The sequence below is a fragment of the Serinicoccus kebangsaanensis genome (genome assembly GCF_008919445.1).
GTDB lineage: Bacteria > Actinomycetota > Actinomycetes > Actinomycetales > Dermatophilaceae > Ornithinicoccus > Ornithinicoccus kebangsaanensis.
In genome coordinates this window covers 1-23,660 of the sequence record NZ_VSLG01000013.1, presented here as the reverse complement: position 1 = coordinate 23,660, position 23,660 = coordinate 1, and the positions used below count along the sequence as shown (strand labels likewise).

26 protein-coding genes and 4 tRNA genes are annotated in these 23,660 nt (G+C 71.5%); 12 read left to right on the top strand and 18 right to left on the bottom strand.

Annotated elements, in window-relative coordinates; genetic code table 11:
• Nucleotides 1-34: 34 nt before the first annotated feature.
• On the top strand, nt 35-970 hold the full coding sequence (cysK, locus tag FXF60_RS13020; RefSeq protein ID WP_192796742.1) for a cysteine synthase A: 936 nt from the start codon (nt 35-37) through the stop codon (nt 968-970).
• A gap of 2 nt (nt 971-972) precedes the next feature.
• Complete coding sequence (epsC, locus tag FXF60_RS13015) at nt 973-1,596, top strand: serine O-acetyltransferase EpsC (RefSeq protein WP_151526405.1); 624 nt, start codon at nt 973-975, stop codon at nt 1,594-1,596.
• A 4-nt stretch (nt 1,597-1,600) separates the two neighbouring features.
• On the opposite strand, the gene FXF60_RS13010 is transcribed toward epsC, so the two are convergent.
• From FXF60_RS13010 to FXF60_RS13000, 3 genes are all read right to left on the bottom strand, one after another.
• Nucleotides 1,601-3,025, bottom strand: a complete 1,425-nt coding sequence (locus FXF60_RS13010; RefSeq protein WP_151526404.1) for a GH1 family beta-glucosidase — start codon at nt 3,023-3,025, stop codon at nt 1,601-1,603.
• Nucleotides 3,026-3,114: 89 nt separating this feature from the next.
• Nucleotides 3,115-3,462, bottom strand: coding sequence for a YtxH domain-containing protein (locus FXF60_RS13005; RefSeq protein ID WP_151526403.1), 348 nt, complete (start codon nt 3,460-3,462; stop codon nt 3,115-3,117).
• 85 nt (nt 3,463-3,547) lie between these two features.
• A tRNA-Ser gene (locus FXF60_RS13000) sits at nt 3,548-3,630 on the bottom strand.
• A gap of 209 nt (nt 3,631-3,839) precedes the next feature.
• On the opposite strand from FXF60_RS13000, the gene FXF60_RS12995 reads away from it, so the two are divergent.
• Entirely contained in the window at nt 3,840-4,043 is a 204-nt protein-coding gene (locus tag FXF60_RS12995; RefSeq protein WP_066640880.1) for a cold-shock protein, read from the top strand.
• Between the two features lie 324 nt (nt 4,044-4,367).
• Here the strand turns inward: FXF60_RS12995 and FXF60_RS12990 are convergent, their stop codons facing one another.
• Complete coding sequence (locus tag FXF60_RS12990; protein WP_192796741.1) at nt 4,368-5,939, bottom strand: LCP family protein; 1,572 nt, start codon at nt 5,937-5,939, stop codon at nt 4,368-4,370.
• 165 nt (nt 5,940-6,104) lie between these two features.
• On the opposite strand from FXF60_RS12990, the gene FXF60_RS12985 reads away from it, so the two are divergent.
• Nucleotides 6,105-6,196 (top strand) — tRNA-Ser (locus tag FXF60_RS12985).
• Nucleotides 6,197-6,281: 85 nt separating this feature from the next.
• Here the strand turns inward: FXF60_RS12985 and FXF60_RS12980 are convergent.
• Nucleotides 6,282-6,497, bottom strand: coding sequence for a hypothetical protein (locus FXF60_RS12980; RefSeq protein WP_151526401.1), 216 nt, complete (start codon nt 6,495-6,497; stop codon nt 6,282-6,284).
• Complete coding sequence (locus FXF60_RS12975; protein WP_238335853.1) at nt 6,497-8,311, bottom strand: phosphoenolpyruvate carboxykinase (GTP); 1,815 nt, start codon at nt 8,309-8,311, stop codon at nt 6,497-6,499. Before FXF60_RS12975 ends, FXF60_RS12980 begins: the two co-directional genes overlap by 1 nt.
• 188 nt (nt 8,312-8,499) lie before the next feature.
• Here FXF60_RS12975 and FXF60_RS12970 point away from each other — a divergent pair.
• Nucleotides 8,500-8,572 (top strand) — tRNA-Arg (locus FXF60_RS12970).
• 39 nt (nt 8,573-8,611) lie between these two features.
• Here FXF60_RS12970 and FXF60_RS12965 read toward each other — a convergent pair.
• From FXF60_RS12965 to FXF60_RS12955, 3 genes are read right to left on the bottom strand one after another with little or no spacing between them, the layout of a single operon-like run.
• Nucleotides 8,612-9,064: an arsenate reductase ArsC gene (locus FXF60_RS12965; RefSeq protein ID WP_151526399.1), complete on the bottom strand. Its 453-nt coding sequence runs from the start codon at nt 9,062-9,064 to the stop codon at nt 8,612-8,614.
• Between the two features lie 32 nt (nt 9,065-9,096).
• On the bottom strand, nt 9,097-9,723 hold the full coding sequence (locus FXF60_RS12960; protein ID WP_151526398.1) for an arsenate reductase ArsC: 627 nt from the start codon (nt 9,721-9,723) through the stop codon (nt 9,097-9,099).
• Nucleotides 9,720-10,514: an aquaporin gene (locus FXF60_RS12955; protein ID WP_151526397.1), complete on the bottom strand. Its 795-nt coding sequence runs from the start codon at nt 10,512-10,514 to the stop codon at nt 9,720-9,722. The genes FXF60_RS12960 and FXF60_RS12955 overlap by 4 nt, the downstream gene beginning before the upstream one ends.
• Between FXF60_RS12955 and FXF60_RS12950 the strand changes: the two genes are divergently transcribed.
• Nucleotides 10,507-11,190, top strand: a complete 684-nt coding sequence (locus FXF60_RS12950; protein ID WP_151526396.1) for a metalloregulator ArsR/SmtB family transcription factor — start codon at nt 10,507-10,509, stop codon at nt 11,188-11,190. The genes FXF60_RS12955 and FXF60_RS12950 overlap by 8 nt on opposite strands.
• 70 nt (nt 11,191-11,260) lie before the next feature.
• On the opposite strand, the gene FXF60_RS12945 is transcribed toward FXF60_RS12950, so the two are convergent.
• Both FXF60_RS12945 and FXF60_RS12940 read right to left on the bottom strand, forming a co-directional pair.
• A complete protein-coding gene (locus FXF60_RS12945) occupies nt 11,261-12,223 on the bottom strand; it encodes a 2-hydroxyacid dehydrogenase (RefSeq protein ID WP_151526395.1) in 963 nt (320 codons plus the stop codon).
• Nucleotides 12,220-13,419 (bottom strand): pyridoxal phosphate-dependent aminotransferase, encoded by a 1,200-nt coding sequence (locus FXF60_RS12940; protein ID WP_151526394.1) that lies wholly within the window; start codon nt 13,417-13,419, stop codon nt 12,220-12,222. Before FXF60_RS12940 ends, FXF60_RS12945 begins: the two co-directional genes overlap by 4 nt.
• Before the next feature lie 190 nt (nt 13,420-13,609).
• Here FXF60_RS12940 and FXF60_RS12935 point away from each other — a divergent pair, with 190 nt between their 5' ends.
• Nucleotides 13,610-15,013: a sugar porter family MFS transporter gene (locus FXF60_RS12935; protein WP_151526393.1), complete on the top strand. Its 1,404-nt coding sequence runs from the start codon at nt 13,610-13,612 to the stop codon at nt 15,011-15,013.
• A gap of 193 nt (nt 15,014-15,206) precedes the next feature.
• Complete coding sequence (locus tag FXF60_RS12930) at nt 15,207-16,226, top strand: type IV toxin-antitoxin system AbiEi family antitoxin domain-containing protein (RefSeq protein WP_192796740.1); 1,020 nt, start codon at nt 15,207-15,209, stop codon at nt 16,224-16,226.
• A gap of 69 nt (nt 16,227-16,295) precedes the next feature.
• Here FXF60_RS12930 and FXF60_RS12925 read toward each other — a convergent pair whose 3' ends face one another.
• Entirely contained in the window at nt 16,296-17,198 is a 903-nt protein-coding gene (locus FXF60_RS12925) for an alpha/beta hydrolase family protein (RefSeq protein WP_192796739.1), read from the bottom strand.
• Nucleotides 17,199-17,224: 26 nt separating this feature from the next.
• Nucleotides 17,225-17,794, bottom strand: a complete 570-nt coding sequence (def, locus tag FXF60_RS12920; protein ID WP_151526391.1) for a peptide deformylase — start codon at nt 17,792-17,794, stop codon at nt 17,225-17,227.
• Between the two features lie 49 nt (nt 17,795-17,843).
• Between def and FXF60_RS12915 the strand changes: the two genes are divergently transcribed.
• Nucleotides 17,844-18,467 carry a YgjV family protein gene (locus FXF60_RS12915; protein WP_238335851.1) on the top strand — a complete coding sequence of 208 codons (624 nt, stop codon included), beginning with the start codon at nt 17,844-17,846 and terminating at the stop codon, nt 18,465-18,467.
• A 19-nt stretch (nt 18,468-18,486) separates the two neighbouring features.
• Here the strand turns inward: FXF60_RS12915 and FXF60_RS12910 are convergent, their stop codons facing one another.
• From FXF60_RS12910 to FXF60_RS12905, 3 genes are all read right to left on the bottom strand, one after another.
• Nucleotides 18,487-19,230, bottom strand: a complete 744-nt coding sequence (locus tag FXF60_RS12910) for a PH domain-containing protein (protein ID WP_151526389.1) — start codon at nt 19,228-19,230, stop codon at nt 18,487-18,489.
• Between the two features lie 14 nt (nt 19,231-19,244).
• A complete protein-coding gene (locus tag FXF60_RS16590) occupies nt 19,245-19,415 on the bottom strand; it encodes a hypothetical protein (protein ID WP_192796738.1) in 171 nt (56 codons plus the stop codon).
• A gap of 104 nt (nt 19,416-19,519) precedes the next feature.
• Nucleotides 19,520-19,864, bottom strand: coding sequence for a cupin domain-containing protein (locus tag FXF60_RS12905; RefSeq protein WP_151526388.1), 345 nt, complete (start codon nt 19,862-19,864; stop codon nt 19,520-19,522).
• 41 nt (nt 19,865-19,905) lie between these two features.
• On the opposite strand from FXF60_RS12905, the gene FXF60_RS12900 reads away from it, so the two are divergent.
• On the top strand, nt 19,906-20,895 hold the full coding sequence (locus tag FXF60_RS12900; protein WP_151526387.1) for a DUF2867 domain-containing protein: 990 nt from the start codon (nt 19,906-19,908) through the stop codon (nt 20,893-20,895).
• A 31-nt stretch (nt 20,896-20,926) separates the two neighbouring features.
• Here the strand turns inward: FXF60_RS12900 and FXF60_RS12895 are convergent, their stop codons facing one another.
• Nucleotides 20,927-22,123, bottom strand: a complete 1,197-nt coding sequence (locus FXF60_RS12895; protein WP_151526386.1) for an aminotransferase class I/II-fold pyridoxal phosphate-dependent enzyme — start codon at nt 22,121-22,123, stop codon at nt 20,927-20,929.
• Between the two features lie 8 nt (nt 22,124-22,131).
• Nucleotides 22,132-22,770, bottom strand: coding sequence for a uracil phosphoribosyltransferase (upp, locus tag FXF60_RS12890; protein WP_151526385.1), 639 nt, complete (start codon nt 22,768-22,770; stop codon nt 22,132-22,134).
• A 17-nt stretch (nt 22,771-22,787) separates the two neighbouring features.
• Between upp and FXF60_RS12885 the strand changes: the two genes are divergently transcribed.
• Together FXF60_RS12885 and FXF60_RS12880 are read left to right on the top strand one after the other, a co-directional pair.
• A complete protein-coding gene (locus FXF60_RS12885; RefSeq protein WP_437440869.1) occupies nt 22,788-23,294 on the top strand; it encodes a nucleoside deaminase in 507 nt (168 codons plus the stop codon).
• 48 nt (nt 23,295-23,342) lie between these two features.
• A tRNA-Ser gene (locus FXF60_RS12880) sits at nt 23,343-23,429 on the top strand.
• The last annotated feature ends 231 nt before the right edge of the window (nt 23,430-23,660 follow it).

Here is a 23,660-nt window from a genome sequence, read left to right as displayed (position 1 = left end):
AGCATCACCATCGACCCCGACGAAAGGCCCTCCCGTGCGCGTGTACGACGACATCACCCAGGCGATCGGCGGCACCCCGCTGGTGCGGCTCAACCGCCTCGCCGACGGACTTCCCGAGGGGACCCAGGTCCTGCTCAAGATGGAGTCCCAGAACCCGGCCGCCTCGGTCAAGGACCGCATCGGCGCCTCGATCATCGACGCGGCGGTCGAGGCGGGCGAGCTGCAGCCCGGCGGCACCATCGTCGAGGGCACGTCCGGCAACACCGGCATCGCGCTGGCGATGGTCGGCGCCGCGCGGGGCTACAAGGTGGTGCTGGCGATGCCGGAGACCATGAGCCTGGAGCGCCGTGCGCTGCTGCGCGCCTACGGCGCCGAGCTGGTGCTCACCCCGGGCGCGGAGGGCATGAAGGGCGCCGTCGCCAAGGCCGACGAGATCGCCGAGGAGCGGGGCGCGGTGCGGGCGCGCCAGTTCGCCAACCCCGCCAACATCAAGGTGCACTACGAGACGACCGGCCCCGAGGTGTGGGACGACACCGACGGCGAGGTGGACATCTTCGTCGCCGGCGTCGGCACCGGCGGGACGATCACCGGCGCGGGGCGCTACCTGCGGGAGCAGAAGCCCGACGTCGGCCTGGTGGTCGTGGAGCCCGCCGACAGCCCGATCCTCACCGGCGGGCAGCCCGGACCGCACAAGATCCAGGGCCTGGGCGCGAACTTCGTGCCGGAGATCCTGGACACCGAGCTCTACGACGAGGTCGTCGACGTCGCCCTGGACGACGCGCTCCGGGTGGCGCGGTCGCTGGCCACCGACGAGGGCGTGCTGGCCGGCATCTCCTCCGGCGCCAACGTCTGGGGCGCCCTCGAGGTGGCCAGGCGGCCGGAGAACGCGGGCAAGACGATCGTGGTCGTCATCCCCTCCTTCGGCGAGCGCTACCTGTCCACGGTGCTCTTCGAGGACCTGCGGGACTGATCATGCCCGGCAGGCTGACGCGAGGGGCCCGGCGCGGCGCCGCCATGCTCGGCCGCGCCGTCGCCGAGGTCCGCGAGGATCTCGACGCCGCGGTGGAGCGCGACCCGGCCACCAGCAGCCGGCTGGAGATGGCGCTGGCCTCACCCGGGCTGCACGCCCTCTGGACGCACCGCGCGAGTCACGCGATGTGGGGATCCGGGCTGCGGCTGCCGGCCCGCCTCCTCTCCCAGGCGGCGCGCGCCGCGACCGGCGTGGAGATCCACCCCGGGGCCACGATCGGGCGACGCTTCTTCGTGGACCACGGCATGGGCGTCGTCATCGGCGAGACCGCCGAGATCGGCGACGACGTGATGCTCTACCACGGCGTGACCCTCGGCGGGCGCTCGCTGGACCCCACCATCAAGCGGCACCCCACCCTGGGTGACGGCGTCACCGTCGGCGCCGGGGCCAAGATCCTCGGAGACATCGTCATCGGTCACGGTGCCCAGGTCGGCGCCAACGCGGTGGTCACCAAGGACGTGCCCTCGATGGCGGTGGCCACCGGGATCCCGGCGGCCGTCCGCCGCCCGGAGCCGGGCCTGGACCCGCAGCAGGCGCTCTACGACGACCCGGCGATCTGGATCTGACCGGTCAGTCGAGGCGTCGGGTCCGGGTCAGCCGGGCATACCAGCGGGCGCTGTCCTTCGGCACGCGTTCCAGGGTGTCGTAGTCCACCCGGACGATGCCGAACCGCTTGGCGTAGCCGTAGCCCCACTCGAAGTTGTCCAGCAGTGACCACACCAGGTAGCCGCGCAGATCGACGCCCCGACCGACGGCCCGGTGGCAGGCAGCCAGGTGCCGGTGCAGGTAGTCGACCCGGGCAGGGTCGTGCACGCGGGGGCCGTCCGGTCCGTCGGTGACCTCGTCCTCGAAGGCCGCGCCGTTCTCGGTGACCATCAGCGGCAGGCCCGGGTAGCGACCCGACAGGTCCACCAGGAGCTCCTCCAGACCGGACGGGTCGATGTTCCACCCCATGGCCGTGTACGGCCCGGGCTGCGCGACGAACTCGATCCGGTCCGCGCCCGGCCAGGGCGAGGCGCCGACGTCCTTGTGGCCGTCGGCCATCTCCCGCGTGGTCGTCCCGTCCCAGACCCGCACCCCGGTGGTGGAGTAGTAGTTGACCCCGAGCAGGTCCAGCGGCTGCCGGATCGCTGCCTCGTCCCCCTCCTGCACGAAGGACCAGTCGGTGATGCCGGCGGTGTCCTCCAGCACGTCCGTGGGGTAGCCGCCCTCCAGCAGGGGCTGCAGGAAGACCCGGTTGGCGATCCCGTCGATCTGGCGCGCCGCCTCGGCGCCGTGCTCCCCCTCGCCGCGCAGCACGTGCAGGTTGAGGGTGATCGACATCTTCGCCCGCTCGTCGACGACCTGACGCAGCGACTGGACCCCCCAGCCGTGAGCGAGGTTGAGGTGGTGCACCGCAGCCAGGGCGGATGCCGGCTCGGTGCGCCCCGGGGCGTGGGCGCCGGAGCCGTAGCCCAGGTAGGCGGTGCACCACGGCTCGTTCAGCGTGGTCCAGGTGTCCACCCGGTCGCCCAGCGCCTGCCCGACGACCTCGGCATACCGGGCGAAGGCCTCGGCCACCTGCCGGGTCGGCCAGCCGCCCGCCTCCTCCAGCGGTTGGGGCAGGTCCCAGTGGTAGAGCGTGGCGATCGGGGCGATGTCCCGCGCCAGCAACCCGTCCACCAGCCGGGAGTAGAAGTCCAGACCCGCTCGGTTGATGGCGCCGACACCGTCGGGGACCACCCGCGGCCAGGAGATGGAGAACCGGTAGGCGTCCAGGCCCAGCTCGGACATGAGGTCCAGGTCCTCGTCCAGCCGGTGGTAGTGGTCGTCGGCCACGTCACCGGTGTCGCCGTTCCACACCCGGCCGGGGGTGTGGCTGAACACGTCCCAGATGCTTGGCCCCCGGCCGTCCTCGCGGGCGGCGCCCTCGACCTGGTAGGCGGCGGTCGCCGACCCGAGGACGAAGCCCGGTGGGAGGACCAGGCCGGAGTCGCGGTAGTGGGGGTCCCTCACGGGTGTGGCCGCACCGTGCTCAGAACCGGGACGGCGGCCCACCCCTGGTCGGGGTGGGCCGCCGCGGTCCTCGGTGGTCTGGCGCCCGGTCAGGGCAGCTTCTCTCCACCGGGCCCGAAGCCGGTCGTGTCCACGGTCGCCTCGCCGTCGCCGTCGAGGCTGCCGCTGGCGTTCTCGTAGGAGCCGTCCGCGCCGGTGGCCTCGTGGCCGGTGACCTTGGACTTGACGCCGTCGGCCGTCGCCTTGGCCTGCTCGCTCACCTTCTGGCTGAGCTCGGGGGCCTTGGCCTTGACCTGCTCGACGGTCTCCTGGACCTTGGGGTTGCTCCACGCCTTGTTGGCCTGGTCGGCGATCTGGTCGTAGCGCTCGCGCCCGGCCCGGGCGCCGAGGACGTACCCGGCGGCCGCACCGACGAGCAGCATCAGCTTGTTGCGCATCGTTGACTCCTTCTCGTGGGTCGTGCGTTCGCCCCGACCATACAGCGAGGGGCGGCTCGTCGCCCGTGCGGAGTTGCCTGCCCGGCGGAGGGTGTGGGATTCGAACCCACGGAGGTTTCCCTCGGGCGCTTTCAAGGCGCCTGCACTAGGCCACTATGCGAACCCTCCAGACCCGGGACGACCCGGATCGGGCCGAACCTGGGATCGCTCCATCATCGCACGGGAGGCGGATGCCACTTTCGGGCCGTTCGGCTGATAGCGTGGTGTCTGGTTGGCGTTGTATCTTCTCGCGAGTGAGCTGGGGGGTTCACCACCACCACTGTCCGCGCCCTGCGGGCAGTTGCACATGCACAAGCACAGCAGAAAGAAGATCGCCCATGGCACAGGGAACCGTGAAGTGGTTCAACGCGGAGAAGGGCTTTGGTTTCATCGCTCAGGATGGCGGTGGCCCCGACGTGTTCGTCCACTACTCGGCCATCGAGACCAACGGCTACCGGACGCTCGAGGAGGCCCAGCGGGTCGAGTTCGACGTCACCCAGAGCCCCAAGGGGCCGCAGGCGGACGCCGTTCGCCCGCTCTGAGGTAGGCCGTTCCAGGACCTTCCGCGAAGGCCCCCGTCACCAGCTGGTGGCGGGGGCCTTCGGCATACCTGGAACGACCGCGGTGGGTCTGTGCGGCCAGGGCAACAGCAAGCCACCGCGGTGGGTATGTGCGGCCAGGGCAATAGCAAGCCACCGCGGTAGGTCTGTGTGGCCAGGGCAACAGCAAGCCACCGCGGTAGGTCTGTGTGGCCAGGGCAGCAGCAAGCCACCGCGGTGGGTATGTGCGGCCAGGGCAGCAGCAAGCCACCGCGGTGGGTATGTGTCGCCAGGGCAACAGCAAGCCACCGCGGTAGGTCGTGCTGATCAGCCGCAGACCGCGCCGACGTCCTCGAGCTCGTCGGTGGGCTCCTCGGTGGTGGGGGCCGCGCCGTCGTCCGGCTCGGTCGGCGTCGGAGCCTCCGACGTCTGCTCAGCCTCGTCGCCACCCGCAGAGGTGGTGGCGGCCGCATCCGCCGGCGGCTCGGGCGCCGGCTGCGGGTGCAGCGCCTCGTAGACGCGGGCGCGGATCCGCGAGTAGTTGGGGTCGGTGGTGTCCGTGTTGGCGCCGGTGAACGGCAGGCTGCTCATGGTGCCCGCCTGGACGTCCAGGACCAGCGCCGCCCACTCGTCCAGGTCCTGCTGCGGCAGGTCCGTCACGACGTTGTCGCCGACGGCCCCGATGATCTGGGGGTAGCGCTGCAGCATCGTCATCGGGTTGACCTGGTCCACGACGGCCGCCACCATGCAGCGCTGGCGCCGCATCCGGGAGAAGTCGTCGGAGGTGACCCGCGAGCGCGAGTAGGCCAGGGCCTGGGGTCCGGTCAGCCGGTGCGAGCCGGGCTCGAGCCACTCGAAGTCAGACGTCGGGTCCAGCTGCAGGGTGCCGTTGGCGTCGGTGTAGGTGTAGCCGCCGATCGGGATGCGCTCCTGGACGTTGACCAGGACCCCACCCATGGCGTCCACCAGGTCCGCGAAACCCTCCATGTTGACGATGACGGTGTGGTGGATCGGGATGCCGAGGATGCCGGAGAGCACCTCCTTGGTGGCGGTCTGACCCGGGGTGGGGTCGTCGGCATACCACTCCGGGTGCTCCTCGGCGACGGTCTCCGCCTCGGTCCAGATGCTGTTCATCAGGCACTGGTCGCCGCAGTCGTAGACCGGGCCGTAGACGTCGTAGAGCGGGTTGTCGCGGGGGAGCGGGACGCGCTGCAGGTTGCGGGGGACCGAGAAGAGCACGCTGTCGCCGGTGCGGGTGTCGATGCTCGCGACGATCATCGTGTCGGTGCGGGTGCCCTCACGGGCCTCCGCGGCGTCCGAGCCCAGCAGCATCACGTTGACCCTGGGCAGGTCCTCCCACGGGTCGTCCGGGTTGTCGCCGAGGACGGACGTCGGGGTGGAGTCGGCGTTGCCGCTGCCACCGCCGACCGCGCCGCTGGACCCGAAGACCTGGTCCACCGCGTCGACGTGGGCGTCGATGTAGCGCACCCCGAGGACCGCCGGTGCGGTCACCGCCAGGCACAGCACCGCGGTCAGCGTCGTCAGTGCCGCGCGACCGCCGGCGGTGGCCCGGCGGGGGGCGGAGGTCAGCGCGGTCAGCGCGATCGCCCCGACCCAGACCAGGGTCCCCAGGACCAGCACGACCGAGATCGTGCGCAGCCGACCGGTGTCCGCAGCCGTCTGCAGTGCGGTCGTCGTCAACCCGTTGCTCAGGGCATACCCGAGGATCAGGACCACCGTCAGGAGCGCCAGCCCGACGAGGACCAGGCCCAGCCGGCGGCGGGGGGTCCCCAGCAGCCCGGAGCCGGGCAGCACGGCGCTGAGGGTCGTCAGCCCCATCGCCCGACGCACGTCGTGGCCACCGGACTGGTGCCGGGAGACCCATTCCGAGCGAGACACGGGTGCATCGGATCCGCGATCGGGTGTGTCGCGGGCGTCGGTCATGGGGGAGAGAACCTTTCGGGGTCGATGGGCACCATACTCTCCTATCAGGCGAGGCTGGTGGCGGGCTGGGAGAGCGTGTTTGGTCGTGCCCACCAGGCCGGGTACCCTGATCCACGCCGTGGAGGTGTCGCCTAGTCTGGTCTATGGCGCCCGCCTGCTAAGCGGGTTTCGGGTTTATAGCTCGATCGAGGGTTCAAATCCCTCCACCTCCGCCCAGGTCCTTCCCGGATCGACACGAACCCCCGAGCGCGATCGCTCGGGGGTTCTGTCGTGGGTCGTGGGCGTGCTGCGGACCCGTCAGGAGGGCGGCTCGTCCTCGTCCTCGTTCGGCTCGTCCGGCTGCTCCTTGGACTCCTGGGCGTCGGCGATCTCGTCCGACCCGCCTTCCCGGACCAGCTGGTCTAGACCGTCGACCGTGTCCTCGATGTCGTGCTCGCCCGGGGGGAGCGGCTCGTCCGCCAGCATGGGGTCGGAGCCGGGTGGGCGGGGCTCCGAGCCCGGGATGATGCTCATCAGCGCGTAACCTCCTGCAGTCGTTGCTCGAGGATGGCCAGCTCGTCCTCCATCGCCGCGGGCAGCGAGCCCGGGTTGAAGGCGGCGAACCACTCCTTGATCAGGCCGATCTCAGCCTCCCACTCCGCGGCGTCGAACTCCAGCGCTGCCGCCACCTCCTCGGTCGACAGGTCCAGGCCGTCGAGGTCGATGTCCTCGGGCAGGGGCTGGTTGCCGATCGGGGACTCCTGGGCGCCCACCGCCCCCTCGAGACGCCGGACCATCCACGAGAGCACCCGCGAGTTCTCGCCGAAACCGGGCCAGAGGAAGGAGCCGTCCTTCGCGCGTCGGAACCAGTTGACCAGGAAGATCTGCGGCAGCTTCCCGGCATCGGCCTGCTTGCCGACGTCCAGCCAGTGCCCGAGGTAGTCGCCGGCGTCGTAGCCCAGGAAGGGCAGCATCGCCATGGGGTCGCGGCGGACGACCCCGACGGCACCCTTGGCGGCGGCCGTGGTCTCCGAGGAGAGGGTCCCGCCCATGAAGGTGCCGTGCTGCCAGTCGCGGGCCTGGGTCACCAGCGGGACGGTGGTCTTGCGCCGGCCGCCGAAGATGATGGCCGAGATCGGCACGCCCTCGGGCCGGTGGTACTCCGGCGCCAGCGTCGGGCACTGCGTGATCGGTGTGCAGAAGCGGCTGTTCGGGTGGGCCGCCGGCGTCCCGGAGGCCGGGGTCCACGCCTGCCCGTGCCAGTCGGTCAGCTCCTCGGGCTCGTCCTCGGTCATCCCCTCCCACCACACGCCACCCTCGCGGGTCCGCGCGACATTCGTGAAGATCGACCCGCCCGCCCGGATCGTCTCCATCGCGACCGGGTTGGTGCGCGCGTTCGTGCCGGGCGCGACGCCGAAGAGGCCGAACTCCGGGTTCACGGCATACAGCCGTCCGTCGTCGCCGAAGCGCATCCAGGCGATGTCGTCACCGACGAGCTCGGCCTCCCAGCCCGGCAGCGTCGGTCGGATCATCGCCAGGTTGGTCTTGCCGCACGCGGACGGGAAGGCGCCCGCGACGTAGTGCACCTGCCCCTCCGGCCCGGTGAGCTTGAGGATGAGCATGTGCTCGGCCAGCCAGCCCTCGTCCCGCGCGATCGCCGAGGCGATGCGCAGGGCGTAGCACTTCTTGCCGAGCAGCGCGTTGCCGCCGTAGCCCGAGCCGTAGGACCAGATCGCCCGCTCCTCCGGGAAGTGCACGATGTACTTCTCCTCGTTGCACGGCCACGGGACGTCCTGCTCACCGGGCTGCAGCGGTGCCCCGAGCGAGTGCAGCCCCTTGACGTAGGCCGCGTCCAGCTCCTCCATCCGCTCCCGGACGGCGGAGCCGACCCGGGCCATGATCCGCATCGACGCGACGACGTACGGGCTGTCGGTCAGCTCCACCCCGAACTTCGGGTCGGCGGCGTCCAGGTGGCCCATGACGAAGGGGATGACATACATCGTCCGTCCCGCCATCGACCCGGCGAAGCGGGGCCAGAGCTCGGTCTTCATCCGCTCCGGGGCGACCCAGTTGTTGGTATGCCCGGCGTGCTGCTCGCGGACCGAGCAGATGAACGTGCGGTCCTCCACCCGGGCCACGTCGTCCGGGTCGGACAGGGCGAGATAGGAGTGCGGGACCTGGTCCTGCGCCAGCGGGCTGGCGGTGCCCGTGTCCACGAGGAGCTGCTCGATCGCCCGCCCCTCCTCCTCGGAGCCGTCGACCCAGACCACCTGATCCGCCCGGGTGTGCGCCGCCACCTCCCTCACCCAGGTGTCGAGCTCGGTGTGGGTGGTCCCAGCCGCGGTCATGACGTCGTGCATCGCACATCCCTTCCTGGCGCCCTTGCCAGTCGTGTCCGCCGGGCTGCGCTGCCCGACCGCTCCCACGGTAGCGGCGCGACGGCATACCCCCGATGCGTCGTTGGTCACACTGCCGCAGCGGAAAGCTGCGCAGATTTCGTGCCCCCTGGGCGATCCGTTAGAGTTGTCGTTCGCCAGCGCCCGTAGCTCAACGGATAGAGCATCTGACTACGGATCAGAAGGTTAGGGGTTCGAATCCCTTCGGGCGCGCTCCCGGTGGGGCAGCCGCACCACCCGGCGGATCGACGCTCATGTCGGTCCGCCGTCCTCGTCCCGGGGGCGATCGACGCCGAGTTCCTTCAGCAGGGCGAGCACCCGGGCACGGACCTCGTCGCGGATCGGTCGGACCGCCTCGACGCCCTGCCCCGCCGGGTCGGCCAGGTCCCAGTCCTCGTAGCGCCGGCCGGGGAAGATCGGGCAGGCGTCGCCGCACCCCATGGTGATGACGACGTCGGAGGCCTGCACGGCCTCGGTGGTCAGGACCGTGGGTGTCTCGGCGGAGATGTCGATGCCCTCCTCCAGCAGAGCGTCCCGGACGGCGGGGTTGATCGAGTCGGCGGGTGCCGATCCCGCAGAGCGGACCTCGACCGCGCCGCCGGAGAGATGATGGGTGTAGGCCGCCGCCATCTGGGAGCGCCCCGCGTTGTGCACGCAGACGTAGAGGACGGACGGGCGGGCTGCCGGGGTGGGAGTGGTGCGCATCGGCTCCTCCTGAGGTGACGGGTGGTGGGTGCTCAGTCGAGGATCTGCCCCAGCAGGACGGTGACCCTGCCTTGGATGTCGTCACGGATCTGGCGGATCGTCTCGATCGGGCGACCGGCGGGGTCGGCGACGTCCCAGTCCTCGTAGCGCTTGCCGGGAAAGACCGGGCAGGCGTCGCCGCACCCCATGGTGATGATGACGTCGGCCGCGTGCATGACCGAGTCGGTGAGCGGCTTGGGGTATGCCTCGCCGAGGCTGATCCCGCGCTCGGCCAGTGCGTCCACCACGAGGGGGTTGATCTCCCCGGTGGGGGCCGACCCGGCGGACCGCACGTGCACCCGGCGGGCGGACAGGTGCTCGGCCAGGGCCGCAGCCATCTGGGAGCGGCCCGCGTTGTGCACGCAGACGAAGAGGATCTCGGGCACCCTCTTGGCCATCGTGCCCTCGGCCTGCGCCGCCGCCATCAGCTGCTCCCGCGCCTGCCGGGCGACCAGCACGGGCAGGAAGGTGCGGATGGTGGAGCGGGGCTCGAGCAGGTCGCGGGCCTCGCGGACAGCAGCCACCACGCTCTCCCGCGAGAAGACTCCCTCGTAGCTGTAGGACAGGTCGTCCACGATCCCGGCGTAGGGATCGTCCCGGGTGGGGAGCGGACTGGTCATGATGCTGCCTCCGTGGTCGGTGCCGGCTCGTCCGGGACGGCGACGGGTGTGGACTCCCGCGGGGACGGGTAGAGCGCGAGGACGGCCGTCACCCCGACCGCGGCACCGACCACCTGGGCCAGGACGAAGGCAGGAGCCGACGCGGGAGCGATCCCGGCGAAGGTGTCGGAGAAGACGCGGCCGACGGTCACGGCCGGGTTGGCGAAGGAGGTCGAGCTGGTGAACCAGTAGGCGGCGCCGATGTAGGCGCCCACCGCGGGCGCCACGACGGCCTCCCGGCCGGCCCGCAGGAGCGCGAAGATCAGCCCGACCAGGCCCGCTGTGGCGACGACCTCGGCCAGCAGGTGCGGGCCGGTGGCCCGGTCCGTGGTCGCCAGGCTCGTCGGGACGGCGAACATCAGGTTGGCGAGCACGCACCCGGCGACGCCGCCGAGGACCTGGGTGAGGGCATACGCCATCCCCTCGGCGGCCGTGGGTCCGGACCCGTCCCGACGTCCGAGGAACCACGCCGCGAGCGTGACCACGGGGTTGAGGTGGGCGCCGGACACCGGGCCGAGCGCGAGGATGAGGACGGAGAGGCCCAGCACGGTGGCCGTCGAGTTCTGCAGCAGCTGCAGGCCCACGTCGTGCGGGGAGAGCTGCTGGGCCATGATCCCGGAGCCCACGACGGTCGTCACGAGGAGCGCGGTCCCGACGCCCTCGGCCAGCAGCCGTCGGGGGAGCGGTGGTGTCGTCACGTCGGCATCTTGACGCAGCAAAGGTTGCTCAGTCAAGATTGAGTCAATGAACATCGAGCGAACGGACACGCTGCAGCGTCGGGTGCAGCGCCACGCGGCCCTGGCCGACGCCACGCGGCTGCGGATCGTCGACGCGCTCGCGCTCTCCGACCGTGCCGTCTCGGCCCTCGGCGAGCATCTCGGGCTCTCGTCGAACCTGCTCGCCCACCACCTCAAGGTGCTCGAGGACGCCGGTCTGGTGCGCCGGCAGCGTTCGGAGGGAGACGGGCGGCGCACCTACGTCTCCCTCGACGGCCCGCCGCGCGAGGAGCACCCCGCGCCGGACCTCGGGCCAGCCGGCCGCGTCGTCTTCGTCTGCACGGCCAACACCGCCCGGTCCCATCTCGCGGCGGCCCTGTGGCGGTCGGCCAGCTCGGTCGCCACCCTCTCCGCGGGGACCCACCCGGGAGAACGGATCGCGCCCGGTGCGCTGGCGACCGCCCGGCGGCACGGACTCGACCTGCCCGAGATCGACCCACGCCAGGTCGACGGGCTGCTGACCCCGAGCGACCTGGTCGTCACGGTCTGCGACCGGGCGCACGAGGAGCTCGGCGGTGCTGATGCGTTGCACTGGTCGGTGCCCGACCCGGTGCGGGCCGCCACCGACGCGGCCTTCGACGCGGCGCTCGAGCGACTGTCCCCGCGGGTGGCGGCCCTGGCCGAGGTGGTCCCGGCGACACGCCCGCGATGACCGGCTCAGGTATGCACGTGCGCCCCTGAGCCGTTCCGGACGTGCGCGTCGTCGGCACGTCCGCGGTCGGTCACCGGATGGGTGAGGGAGGCTCCTCGCCGGCGAGGACCGCCACGGCGTTGTCCGCCGCGAGCGTGGCCATGGCCGTCCGCGTCTCGATCGTGGCCGAGCCCAGGTGGGGCACCAGCACCGCGTTCTCGCACTCGACCAGCCCGGGGTGCACCTGCGGTTCGTCCTCGAAGACGTCCAGGCCGGCACCCGCGATCTGGCCGGTGCGCAGGGCCTCCACCAGGGCGGCCTCGTCGATGACCGGGCCGCGGGCGGTGTTGATGACGTAGGCGCTCTGCTTCATGGCCGCGAACTGGTCGGCGCTGAGCAGGTGGTGCGTCGCGGGGGAGTAGGGGCAGTGCAGGGACAGCACGTCGGACTCCGCGAGCAGCGTGTCCATGTCCACCCTGTGCGCGCCCAGCTCCAGCTCCAGGTCGCGTGCGGCCTGCGAGCGGGAGGAGTAGATGACGTTCATCCCGAAGGCCCTGGCCCGTCGCGCGGTCGCGGCGCCGATCTCGCCGAGCCCGACGACGCCCAGGGTCTTGCGCTGCAGCCCCGACCCGAGCAGGTAGAACATGCCCCACTGCCAGGGCGTGCCGCCGCGGATGATGCGTTCCCCCTCGCCGAGCCGGCGGGTCGCCATGAGCATCAGCCCCATCGCGATGTCCGCCGTCGCCTCGGTGAGCACCCCGGGGGTGTTGGTCGCCACGACGCCGCGCTCCCGGCATACCTCCACATCGACGTTGTTGTAGCCCACCGCCACGTTGGCGACGACCTGCAGCTGGTCCCCGGCGGCGTCCAGCAGCTCCGCGTCGACCTTCTCCGTCAGCAGGGTGAGCAGGGCGTCGGCGCCCCGCACCTGCTGCAGCAGCTGCTCGCGCGGCTGCTGGTCCTCGGTGTCCCACACGTCGACCTCGTGCCCGGCCCGCCGCAGGATGTCCAGCCCGGGCTTCGGGATCCTGCCGGTGACGACGACCCTGCTCATGCGTGGCTCCCGATCCAGTCGCGCAGCCCGCCGAGGCCTCTGCGGATCCTCTCCTCGGAGAGCCCGGAGTAGGCGAACCGGATGTAGCTGCGGTCCTCGCCGCCCTGCGGCCTGCCGAAGTGGTTGCGGGTGCAGAAGCTGACCCCGGTCTGGTGCAGCGCCTGCTGGGCGAAGTCGGCCAGCCCGTCCGCCCCGACCAGCGCGATCGCCTCGGTGACGTCCGGGAAGAGGTAGAACGTCGAGCGCGGGGTCTCCACCGACATCCCCGGGGTCGAGCCGACGATCTCGCACGCCGCGTCGCGGCGGGCGCGCAAGGTGTCCAGCATGTCGGCCACCGGTTGCTGGGTGCCCTGCAGGGCCGCGATCCCGGCCCATTGGACGTAGTGCGTGGTGCACGACTCGTCGTTGGTGTTCATCGTGGAGAAGACCTTGCCCAGCTCGGGCGGCGCCACCGCACAGCCGAGGCGGGAGCCGGTCATCGCGAACTTCTTGGAGAAGGTGTAGAGGATGCACGTCCGGTCGCGCATCCCGGGCAGACTGGCGATCGAGGTCGACCCGCCCTCGTAGCGCATCTCGAAGTAGGCCTCGTCGGAGAGCACCCACAGGTCGTGCTCCTGCGCGAGCGCGGCGATCGCCTCCCGCTCGGCGTCGGTCGACTCCGCCGAGATCGGGTTCTGCAGGTCGTTGTAGATGATCGCCACGGTCTTGTCGGTGATGGCGTCGCGCACCTGGTCCAGGTCGATCGCGAAGCCGTCGTCGGTCGGCAGGTAGCGGTATGCCTTCCCCACGCCACCGAGGTACTCGATCTGCGACTCGTAGATCGGGAACCCGGGGTTGGGGTAGAGCACCTCGTCGCCCGGGTTCATCACCGCCTGCAGGAACTTGGTGATCACCGGCTTGCCGCCGGTCATCACCGTCACCTCGTCGGGGTCGAAGGACATGCCGCGGCGGGTGCCGATGTCGTCGGCCAGAGCGGCCCGCAGCTCCGGTATGCCCGGTCCCGGGCAGTAGCCCGTCCTGCCGTCCGCGATCGCCGCGTTCATCGCCTCGACGATGTGGTCGGCCAGCGGGAAGTCGAGGTCACCCAGGTGGAACGGGTAGACCTCGTTGCCCCTCGCCTTCCAGTCCGCGGCAGCGGCGGCCACCGCGAAAGCGGTCTCCGTGCCGAGGTTGTCGAGTCTGCTGGCGAGCCGCATGAGTCACGTCCTTGGGTGTGGTGAGGTGGCGAGGACACCGTAGCGCAGCGGTAACTCCGGATCAGATGCCGAATTGTGGGTCACAACGTCCTGAGACTGGGAGGCCGCTCGCCTTGGCTCCTGGACGTGTCTCAGGTCACACTGTGACCTGACCCCCCGTCAAGGTGGACAGGGGAGGAAGGTGGCAGACATGACCCAGAGTCCGCGGGTGCAGGTCGGGGAGCGCGACTACTACTTGGGCAAGGCGATCCTGCTGGCGTCGGTGGCGGCGCTCGGAGGGTTCCTCTTCGGCTTCGACACGGCCGTCATCAACGGTGCGGTCAACGCCATGCGCGCGGACTTCGAGATGGGCTCGGTCCTCACCGGCTTCGTCGTGAGCTCGGCGCTGCTCGGCTGCGTCGCGGGCGCCTACCTGGCCGGACGCCTTGCGGAGCGGCTCGGTCGCATCCGGGTGATGATGATCGCCTCCGCGCTGTTCACCATCTCCGCCATCGGCTCGGGCTTCGCCTTCGGCCCGGTGGACATGCTCTTCTGGCGGGTCGTCGGCGGCCTCGGTGTCGGTGCGGCCTCGGTGATCGCACCCGCCTACATCGCCGAGATCGCCCCCGCGTCGATCCGCGGACGGCTCGGGTCGCTGCAGCAGATGGCGATCGTCGTCGGCATCTTCATCGCGCTGCTGTCCGACGCCTTCCTCGCCAACGTCGCCGGCGGCTCCGGCGAGGCGCTCTGGGGCAGCACCGCCTGGCGGTGGATGTTCTGGGCGGAGATCATCCCCGCCGTCGCCTACGGCGTGCTCGCGACCACGATCCCCGAGTCCCCGCGCTACCTGGTGACCCTCGGGCGGCTGGACGAGGCGCGCGAGGTGCTCGGCCGGGTGATGATGACGGGCATACCGGAGCGGATCAAGGAGATCCAGCGCACCGTGCGCCGGGAGGCCAAGGCATCGCTGCGCGACCTGATGAAGCCGGGCGGCGGGCTGCTGCCGATCGTCTGGGTCGGCATCGCGCTGTCCGTCTTCCAGCAGTTCGTCGGGATCAACGTGATCTTCTACTACTCCTCGACGCTGTGGCAGGCGGTCGGCTTCACCGAGGAGGACGCGCTCACCCAGACCGTCATCACCTCGGTGACCAACATCGTGGTGACCGTCGTCGCCATCGCGCTCATCGACAAGATCGGTCGTCGGCTGCTGCTGATCATCGGCTCCTCCGGCATGTTCCTCTCGCTGGGGACGATGGCCTGGATCTTCGCCAACGCGCCGATCGTGGACGAGGCGCCGCAGCTGAGCGACTCCACCGGCTTGGTGGCCCTGCTCGCCGCGAACGCCTTCGTGGTCTTCTTCGGTATGTCCTGGGGCCCGGCGGTGTGGGTGCTGCTCGGCGAGATGTTCAACAACGCGATCCGCGCCACCGCGCTGGGTGTGGCGGCTGCGGCACAGTGGCTCGCCAACTTCCTCATCTCCACGAGCTTCCCGGCCATGGCTGACGTGGGCCTGGGCTTCGCCTACGGCTTCTACACCCTCTTCGCCCTGCTGAGCCTCTTCTTCGTGCTGAAGTTCGTGCCGGAGACCAAGGGCCGCGAGCTCGAGGACATGTAGCGAGCCGGGCAGCTCAGCCACACTCATACGCAGAAGTTGTTCCTCTGTCGTGATGCATCACCGCAGAGGAACAGCTTCTGCGTATGAGTGCGCCCCGGCCGTGCGTCCACATCCCGGCTGGCGGGCGGGGGGTCGTCCACAGATCCGGGCATCCGCCTGGCAGGTGGAGAGCGGGGCGCCCACGATCGCAGGCATGGACCAGCTCGCGGCCTTCCTCGCCGCTCACGACGGCGCGATCACCTCGGCCGAGGCCAGGAGGCTCGGGCTCGGTCCGAACGACCTGCGCCGGCTCAGCTCGCGGGGGAGGCTGCGCAGGGTGGGCCGCGGTGCCTACGTGCAGCCGTCCACAGACCTGACGACGGATGCCACCCGCACCGTGGTCGCGATGCTCCGGGGGCGCACGGAGGTGGCCGCCAGCCACCAGAGCGGCGCCCTGCTCTGGCGGCTGCCCGTCCTGTCCGGTGCTCTCACGAGGGTGCATCTCAGCCGCACGGCTGGGACCGCGGCCACCCGCAGCCACGGCGGCCTCACGGTGCACGCGTGCCCCGCTCGGCGGGACGCCTTCGGCCTCGTGGGTCGGCACCCGGTGGTGACGCCGGCGCTGGCCGTCGTCGGCACCGCGGTCGAGGCGGGTGCGGATGCCGGCATCTGCGCTGGTGACGCGGCCCTGCGCGCCGGCCTCGCCACCAGGGAGGCCATGCTGAGCTGGGTGGAGTCGATGCGTCACCGCCCGCACCTGTCGACGGCTCGGCACGTCGTCGCCCAGGTGAGCCCCACCGCAGAGTCGGCGGCCGAGTCGAAGGCGAGGCTCCGGCTGCTCGCGCTCGGCTACCGCGTCATCCCCCAGTTCGTGGTCGACGAGGAGAGCGGGGCCTTCGTGGCCAGGGTGGACTTCCTGCTCCCCGACCTGGGCGTCGTCGTCGAGGTCGATGGTGCGGTGAAGTATGCCGGCGCCGAGGGACGCGCGGCGCTGGTCCGGGAGAAGTGCCGGGAGGACGCCATACGTCGCCTGGGCTATGGCGTGGCGCGACTCGTCTGGTCGGACCTCGACGACCTGGAGCGCATGCGGTCCATCGTGGAGCGTGCCCGCGGCCTCGGCACTCGCTCCCTGGTGAGGAGCACTGAGGCGGTGGCGGCGCACCGGCGTCGGACCGGTGCCACGTGGGACGGGCTGCTGCTGCACTCCTATGCAGCAGTTGCTCCTCGGCCGTGATGTATCACCGCAGAGGAACACCTTCTGCGTAGGAGAACCCGTGGGCGGTCGAGGTGGGGAGAGGGTTCGTCAGCGGGCCTCGGTGATGCCGTCGAGGATGCCGACGACGGCGGCCCAGGCCGGCGAGCCGACGTCGATCAGGTCGAAGTGGCCGCCCGTGACCTCGACCAGCTCGGCGTCGCCTCCGGCGGTACGAGCGGCTGCCACGTAGTCCTCCGACTGGGTGATCGGGACCTGCCCGTCGTCGGGGGCGTGCAGCGCCCAGACCGGGGCGGGCACGGGCACCTGCCGGATCGGGTCCACCAGGTCGTAGAGCGGATCGTCCGGGGTCGCGGCGAGGAAGTCCTCGACCGCGCCGCCGCCCAGGCGCTCCTGGTATGCCGTGCCGAGGTCCAGCACCCCCGCCTGGGACAGGACATGGGTCACCTCGACCTGACCGTCCCACCGTCCGGTCCGCAGCCGACCCGCGGCCCAGGTCGCGAGCTGGCCGCCGGCGGAGTGGCCGAGGGTGACCACCGGTCCGTCACCGTCCGCGAGCTCGATGGCGGCGTGGACGTCGTCGAACGTCTGGGGGAACCCGCCACCGTTGCCGACCCGCCGGTACTCCACGTTGAGCGTGGTCCAACCTCGCGACGTCAGGTCGCGCGCCAACGGCGTCCCCAGGTCGGCGGCATACCGCTCCCTCCAGAAGCCGCCGTGGATGACCACCACGGTGCCCCGGCTGCTGCCCTCCGGCACCAGCCGCTCGACCCACTGCGACTCGTCGTCGCCGTAGGAGATCCGCCCCTCGCCCAGGGCCTGGTCTCCGTCAGCGGTCATCCCGCTCTCCTCTCCGGTCCTGTCCGTCCCGTCTCCCGGGGTCGTCGACGAGCGGTCCGGCTCGTCGACCTGGCCCGAGCAGGCCGCCAGCGCACCGGTGCCGGTGAGGGCGGCGAGCACGGTGCGCCTGCTCACGGAGCCGGGCCGGGACATACCTGCAGCGCCTCCTCGCGCGCGGGTCAGACCTCGTCGGCCGTGGTCGTCGACGGGTCCCACCTCACGATGCCGTCGGCTGCCCAGCCGCGGTCCTTGACCGCCTCGCGGGCCTCGGCCCTGATCGGCCCGGTCAGTTTGTCGACGTAGAGGTAGCCGTCGAGGTGGTCGGTCTCGTGCTGCAGGCAGCGGGCCAGCAGACCCTCGCCCTCCACGACGAGCTCGGTGCCGTCCAGGTCGGTGCCGGTGACCCGCGCCCGAGGGTGACGTGCCAGGGGGAACCACTCACCGGGGACGGACAGGCAGCCCTCGCCGTCCTCCTCCTGGTCCAGCGGTGCCGGGGTGCCGAGCCGCTCCAGGACCGGGTTCACGATCACGCCGCGGGCGTTGTCCTCACCCGGGACCGGGCAGTCGTAGACGAACAGCCGCAGCCGTGATCCCACCTGGTTCGCCGCGAGCCCCACTCCCTCGGCCGCCGCCATCGTGTCGAACATGTCGTCGACCAGGCTGCGCACCTCGTCGGTGACCTCGCGCACCTTCTTGGTGCGCGCATGGAGGGCCTTGTGGCCGATGACGGTGATGGGTCGGACTGCCATGGGAGCAGATTCTAGGTATGCGGCGGGCCCGCCCCCTACCCTGCCTGTCATGAACTGGATCGAGATCCTCGGCTGGGTCGGCTCCGCCATCCTCGTGGTGTCGCTGCTGCAGACCCGGGTGCTGCGGCTGCGGTGGATCAACCTCGTGGGATGCATCGTGCTCATCGGCTACAACGCGATCGTCGGGGTGTGGCCGATGGTCGGGCTGAACGTCGTGCTGGCGATCATCAACGTCGTCTACCTGTGGCGGATGCTGCGCACCCGGCACGACGCCGCGGCCTACACCGTGCTGGAGGTGGAGCCGGACGACCGCTACCTCGGCCACGTCCTGTCGGTCCACCAGGACGACATCGCCCGCTACAACCCGGACTTCGCGCACGAGCCGGCCGCGGAGCACTCCGCCTTCCTCGTGCTGCAGGGCGACGAGACGGTCGGGGTCGTGCTCGCGCGGGACGCGGGGGAGGGCACGGCTGAGATCGTGCTGGACTGGGTCACCCCCAGCCACCGCGACTTCTCCCCGGGCGAGTTCGTCTACCGCGAGTCCGGGCTGTTCGCCCGGCGCGGGTTCAGCCGGGTGCTGTCGCCGGCCGGGATGCGCCAGCCCTACTACGAGCGGATCGGCTTCCGACCCACCGGCGACCGGTGGGCCCTGGACGTCCAGCAGGCGGCCTGAGCGACCGGTCTCCCGGGGCTCAGCGCAGCGGCGTCGGGTCCGGGTCGACGGCCACCCGGCGCCGCGTGGCGGCCCGACCCCCACGGGCCTCCTCGTCCACCCAGTCCCAGTCTCGGGGCAGCTCACGACGGTCCACCGGCTCCCACCGTCGCGCCTCCCCGGTCGAGGCGGCGAGGCGAGAACGCACCCCGGTGCGGTCCGGTCCGGGACCGTCCGGCTCGTCGTCCCAGGCCTCCTCGTCCTCGCCCGGGTCGCGGACGTCGCGGCCGAAGATGGTCTCGCACATCGCCTGGTACTTCTCGTCGGGCTCGGGGATGTAGTCGATGTGGCTCAGCGCCTGGTCCTGGCCGGCCGACTCCATCACGAAGCGTCCGTAGCCGAGCATCCGCCCCAGGATGGTCCGGTCGTAGCTCATGTCTGTGACCTTCACCAACGGCATCATCGCGACCCGCTGGGTGATCAGGCCGTAGGTCTTGAGCAGCCGCCGGTCGGTGGCGATGAACCACTCGCAGCGCCACTCCAGCACCTGCCACCCCGCCCAGGCGCAGACCACCGCGAGCACGCACAGGGCGAGCCCGGTGGCGGCGGGGTCGGTGACCGACGCGGCGACCCACAGGGTGAGGAACATGCCCAGCAGCACGACGGCCGCGGGTCGCACGAGCTTGGCCCAGTGCCACCGGGTGGACACGACGACCTGCTCGTCGGCCAGCAGGTAGCGCTGGGCGACGCGGCGGCTGATCTGCGGCGGGCCGAGACCGGGCATCGGTCCGGCCGCGGTCAGGTCCCCATCAGCTGGTTGAAGAACCGGCCGATGTTGAGGAAGCCCTGACTGATGATGTCCCAGACGGCGCGGACGATGTCGGCGGCCCGGTCCGGGTTGGTGATCACCGCGTAGATGAGGAAGCCCCACAGCAGCCAGTGCAGGACCTTCTTGACCGTGGACGGCATGTCAGGTGCCTTTCGCTGGACGAGTGGACACGGGTCTGTTGTCAGTGTGGCAGATGTGACGAGGTATGCCGACTCTCATCCCCGCGCGCGTGTCGCCCCCGAGCTCACTCCAGCCACTCGGTCTCGAAGGTCGCACTGGCGTGGATGTGCACCGCCTCGTAGCCCCCAGGGCCGGTGCGGAACGTGTGCGGAGTGCCCGCCGGGACGACGAGCACCTGACCGGCCCTGCCCTCGACCTGGTCCGCGCCGATGGTGAAGAGGGCGCTGCCGCGTCGGATGATGAAGGTCTCGGCATACGGGTGCCGGTGCAACCGCGGACCCACGCCGGCCTCGCCGGTCGACTCCAGGATGATCGAGATGCCCGCCCCGCCGGGGAGCTCGGTGAAGTTCTCGGTCCAGTCCTCGCCGTCGTCGCGGCCGTCGGAGCGATCGAGCACGTGTCCGTCCATGCGCGTGACGCTACCGTCAGCCGCAGAGGGAAGGGAGCATCATGCGCAACCTCCACCGACGAGTCGTCACCGCCCCGGCCGCCACCGTGGCGCCCCTGCTCGCCCGGCTCGGCGGGGCCGACGACCCGCTGTGGCCGGCTCCGGCATGGGTGCCGATGCGGCTGGACCCCGGACTGGTCGTCGGCGCGCACGGGGGACACGGCGAGGTCCGCTACCGGGTCGAGGAGCTCGAGCCGGGTGCCCGGGTGCGGTTCCGCTTCGCGCCGGAGGTCGGCCTCGACGGGTGGCACGAGCTCCGGATCGACCCGGCCGGCCCGGCAGCCTCCCGGCTGACCCATGAGATCCGGGCGCGGCCGCGAGGTGCCATGCGTGCGCTGTGGCCGCTGGCGGTGCGCTGGATGCACGACGCGGTGCTGGAGGACCTGCTCGACAACGCCGAGCTGATCGCGACCGGCACTGTGCGCCGGCCCGCCCGCTGGACGCCCTACGTGCGGGTGCTGCGCACGGCCTTCGAGCGGTCGGTCCGGGAGGTGCGGATCCCCGAGGCGGCCGTCCTGCTCCGCCGGGCCGAGGAGGGGCAGGACTGGTCGCTGCGGGACGCCTGGCAGGTGCCTCTACCCCGGCACGTGAGCCGCGACCCGCGCGAGTGGCACCGCGCGATCTTCGGCACGGTCCCGCCCTGGGTCGCGGCGGCCCTGGTGGCGCGTCAGCTGCTCGTGCCCCTGGTCGGCATCGAGCAGGGCGACCGCTCGTCCTTCGACCTCGCGGCGGCGAGCGGGACGGAGGCTCTGGTGAGCACGGGCGCCTCGCACCTGGACTTCCACGCCTCCGTCCTGGTGGAGGAGCGGTCGGTCACCCTGAGCACCCTCGCCCGACCGCACACCACGGTGGGCCGCCTCTACCTGACCGTGGTCCGGGTCGCGCACCCGCTCGTGATCCGGTCCATGCTGCGGCGAGCGCTCGCGGACCTGTCGGAGCGGGCGCCGGGTGCTGGGGAGCGTGAGCTGGAGCGGCGGCACACCTCGGTCTGAGCGGGGTGAGCCCTGCGAGCACCCTCACCGGTCAGGTGGTGGGCCGCAGCAGCGGGGAGGCCGCCATCCGGTCCAGCGCCTCCTCCACCTCGGCGGTCGACCCGGCGAAGCTGAGCCGCACCTTGCGGTGGCCCTCGACCGTGTCGAAGTCGACCCCGGGCGTGAGGGCCACGCCGCAGTCGTCGAGCAGGTCCCGGCACCACCGCACCGAGTCCTCGGTGAGGTGCCCGATGTCGCACCAGGCGTAGAAGGCGCCGTCCGGCGGGGCGTAGTCCCGCAACCCGATCTCCGGCAGCCGCCGCAGCAGCACCTGGCGGGTCGTGGCATACCGCTCGCGGTGGGTGTCCAGCTCGCAACGCGCGGACTCGCCGAGCGCGGCGATGGCCGCGTGCTGCCCGACGGCGGGCGGGCAGATGTTGAGGTTGCCGGTGATGATCTCCAGCGGTCGGCGCAGGGACGCGGGCGCCAGTAGCCAGCCGACCCGCCAGCCGGTCATCGAGAAGTACTTGCTCACCGAGCCGACGACGACGCTCTCCCGGCTCGTCTCCCAGGCGCTCGCAGTCTGCCGCCCGTAGCTGAGGCCGTGGTAGATCTCGTCGCTGATGAGCAGCGTCCCGTGCTCTTCGCACCAGAGGGCCAGGCTGGCGAGCTCGGTGGGGTCGATGACGGTGCCGGTCGGGTTGGCGGGGGAGGCGACGATCAACCCGGCGGGCGGCTCGGGCAGCGACTCCAGCATTGCGACGGTGGGCTGGAACCTCGTGCCCGGACCGCAGTCCAGCTCGACCACCTCGCACCCGAGGGCCGCAAGGCTGTTGCGGTATGCCGGGTAGCCGGGCCGCGTCATCGCCACCCGGTCGCCGGGGTCGAAGGCGGCGAGGAAGAGCGCGGTGAACGCACCGGAGCTGCCGGGGAAGACCACCACGTCCTCGGGTGACACCTCCACGCCGGACATCTGCTGGTGATAGGCCGCGACCGCGCGCCGCAACGGCAGGATCCCGGTGGACTCGGTGTAGCCCAGCACGTCGGTGTCCAGCGCCTCGATGGCGGCCGCCCGGGCGACAGCGGGTGCCGGCGTCGACGGCTGGCCGGCGCACAGCATGATCACGTCACCGTGGCTGCGCTGCCGTGCCGCGGCGGCCTTGAGCACCTCCATGACGTGGAACGGCTCCACGGCCGACCGGGCCGAGACCCGCGCGGAGCGGGTGCGCGCGGGCTGGTCGGGAGGCATACCCCTGCTCAGACGATGCCGTAGAGCCGGTCGCCGGCGTCGCCCAGCCCGGGCACGATGTAGCCCTGCTCGTTGAGCCGCTCGTCGATGGCGCCGGTGACCAGGGTGATCGGCGGCTCGACGTCGGCGAGGCCCGCCTGGACCTTCTCGATGCCCTCGGGCGCGGAGAGGAGGGTGATGGCGGTGATGTCGTCGGCCCCCCGCTCGACGAGGTAGCGGATCGCGGCGATGAGCGTGCCGCCGGTCGCCAGCATCGGGTCCAGCACGTAGCACTGCCGCTTGTCCAGGTCGTCCGGGAGCCGGTTGGCGTAGGTGTGGGCCTCGAGCGTCTCCTCGTTGCGCACCATGCCGAGGAAGCCGACCTCGGCGGTCGGCAGCATCCGCATCATGCCGTCCAGCATGCCCAGCCCGGCGCGCAGGATCGGCACGACCAGCGGCTTGGGCGTCGCGAGGTGGATGCCGGTCGTGGCCGCCACCGGGGTCTCGATCTCGAAGGGGGAGACCCGGACCTCGCGGGTCGCCTCGTAGGCCAGCAGCGTCACCAGCTCGTCCGCCAGCCGCCGGAAGGTCGGGGTGTCGGTCCGCTTGTCGCGCAGGTAGGTCAGCTTGTGGGCGATGAGCGGGTGGTCGGCAACGTGGACGCGCATACGCCAGACTCTAGGGCGTGAGCCGCACCGCCGACACCTCGCCCGACGGACCCGTGGGTGCCTCCTGGGGGACGGACCGGTATGCCTCCTGGGTGCGTGAGGCGGTCCTCGAGGCGCGGCGGGTGGGCGCCGCCGGGGACGTGCCGATCGGTGCGCTCGTCGTGGACGGCGGGGGCGAGGTGGTCGGGCGCGGGCACAACGTGCGGGAGGCGGAGCACGACCCCACCGGGCACGCGGAGATCGTCGCCCTGCGCCAGGCTGGGCGTGCCCGCTCCGCGTGGCGGCTCGAGGGCTGCACCCTGGTCGTCACCCTGGAGCCGTGCGCGATGTGTGCGGGCGCGGCCCTGCTGGCGCGCGTCGACCGGATCGTCTTCGGCGCCTGGGACGACAAGGCCGGGGCCTGCGGATCGGTCTGGGACCTGCCGAGGGACCGCCGGGCGCTGCACCGGCCGGAGGTGGTCGGGGGGGTGCTGGAGCAGGACTGCGCCGCCCTGCTGACCGGCTTCTTCGGGCCTCGTCGCTGACCTCGGCAGTTTTGGGTGGCCCCCGACCCGTCAGGTAACCTCGGCGGCGGTGGCGTGTCCGAGCGGCCTAAGGAGCACGCCTCGAAAGCGTGTGAGGGCGCAAGTCCTCCGTGGGTTCAAATCCCACCGCCACCGCCCACCCCCTCAGGGGAAACGAACGGGTCGATCCGCAGTGCGGGTCGGCCCGTTCCTGTGTATGCCGGGCGTCCCTGTGCCCGTGAGGCGCTCGTCCCGACGACACGCCCGTCGAGAACGGCTCAGGCACGGCGGTCTCAGAGCGTGGTTGCACCACCGGGTGGTGTGAGTGAGAGTAGCTCGGCCATGGCCTCGGCGGGGGTGGCCCAGTCGAGTGTCTTGCGTGGTCGG

Bases quoted from the DNA above. Each gene is read 5' to 3' on its own strand.
- FXF60_RS12905 (WP_151526388.1), bottom strand. From the start codon at position 19,864: ATGGACGGACACGTGCTCGATCGCTCCGACGGCCGCGACGACGGCGAG.
- FXF60_RS12955 (WP_151526397.1), bottom strand. From the start codon at position 10,514: ATGTTCATTGACTCAATCTTGACTGAGCAACCTTTGCTGCGTCAAGAT.
- FXF60_RS12925 (WP_192796739.1), bottom strand. From the start codon at position 17,198: ATGTCCCGGCCCGGCTCCGTGAGCAGGCGCACCGTGCTCGCCGCCCTC.
- FXF60_RS12900 (WP_151526387.1), top strand. From the start codon at position 19,906: ATGCGCAACCTCCACCGACGAGTCGTCACCGCCCCGGCCGCCACCGTG.
- FXF60_RS12895 (WP_151526386.1), bottom strand. From the start codon at position 22,123: ATGCCTCCCGACCAGCCCGCGCGCACCCGCTCCGCGCGGGTCTCGGCC.
- FXF60_RS12965 (WP_151526399.1), bottom strand. From the start codon at position 9,064: ATGCGCACCACTCCCACCCCGGCAGCCCGCCCGTCCGTCCTCTACGTC.
- FXF60_RS12940 (WP_151526394.1), bottom strand. From the start codon at position 13,419: ATGCGGCTCGCCAGCAGACTCGACAACCTCGGCACGGAGACCGCTTTC.
- FXF60_RS12945 (WP_151526395.1), bottom strand. From the start codon at position 12,223: ATGAGCAGGGTCGTCGTCACCGGCAGGATCCCGAAGCCCGGGCTGGAC.
- FXF60_RS12960 (WP_151526398.1), bottom strand. From the start codon at position 9,723: ATGACCAGTCCGCTCCCCACCCGGGACGATCCCTACGCCGGGATCGTG.
- FXF60_RS12915 (WP_238335851.1), top strand. From the start codon at position 17,844: ATGAACTGGATCGAGATCCTCGGCTGGGTCGGCTCCGCCATCCTCGTG.
- FXF60_RS12995 (WP_066640880.1), top strand. From the start codon at position 3,840: ATGGCACAGGGAACCGTGAAGTGGTTCAACGCGGAGAAGGGCTTTGGT.
- def (WP_151526391.1), bottom strand. From the start codon at position 17,794: ATGGCAGTCCGACCCATCACCGTCATCGGCCACAAGGCCCTCCATGCG.
- upp (WP_151526385.1), bottom strand. From the start codon at position 22,770: ATGCGCGTCCACGTTGCCGACCACCCGCTCATCGCCCACAAGCTGACC.
- FXF60_RS13005 (WP_151526403.1), bottom strand. From the start codon at position 3,462: ATGCGCAACAAGCTGATGCTGCTCGTCGGTGCGGCCGCCGGGTACGTC.
- epsC (WP_151526405.1), top strand. From the start codon at position 973: ATGCCCGGCAGGCTGACGCGAGGGGCCCGGCGCGGCGCCGCCATGCTC.
- FXF60_RS12975 (WP_238335853.1), bottom strand. From the start codon at position 8,311: ATGACCGCGGCTGGGACCACCCACACCGAGCTCGACACCTGGGTGAGG.
- FXF60_RS12930 (WP_192796740.1), top strand. From the start codon at position 15,207: ATGGACCAGCTCGCGGCCTTCCTCGCCGCTCACGACGGCGCGATCACC.
- FXF60_RS12935 (WP_151526393.1), top strand. From the start codon at position 13,610: ATGACCCAGAGTCCGCGGGTGCAGGTCGGGGAGCGCGACTACTACTTG.
- FXF60_RS12950 (WP_151526396.1), top strand. From the start codon at position 10,507: ATGAACATCGAGCGAACGGACACGCTGCAGCGTCGGGTGCAGCGCCAC.
- FXF60_RS12980 (WP_151526401.1), bottom strand. From the start codon at position 6,497: ATGAGCATCATCCCGGGCTCGGAGCCCCGCCCACCCGGCTCCGACCCC.
- FXF60_RS16590 (WP_192796738.1), bottom strand. From the start codon at position 19,415: ATGCCGTCCACGGTCAAGAAGGTCCTGCACTGGCTGCTGTGGGGCTTC.
- FXF60_RS12910 (WP_151526389.1), bottom strand. From the start codon at position 19,230: ATGCCCGGTCTCGGCCCGCCGCAGATCAGCCGCCGCGTCGCCCAGCGC.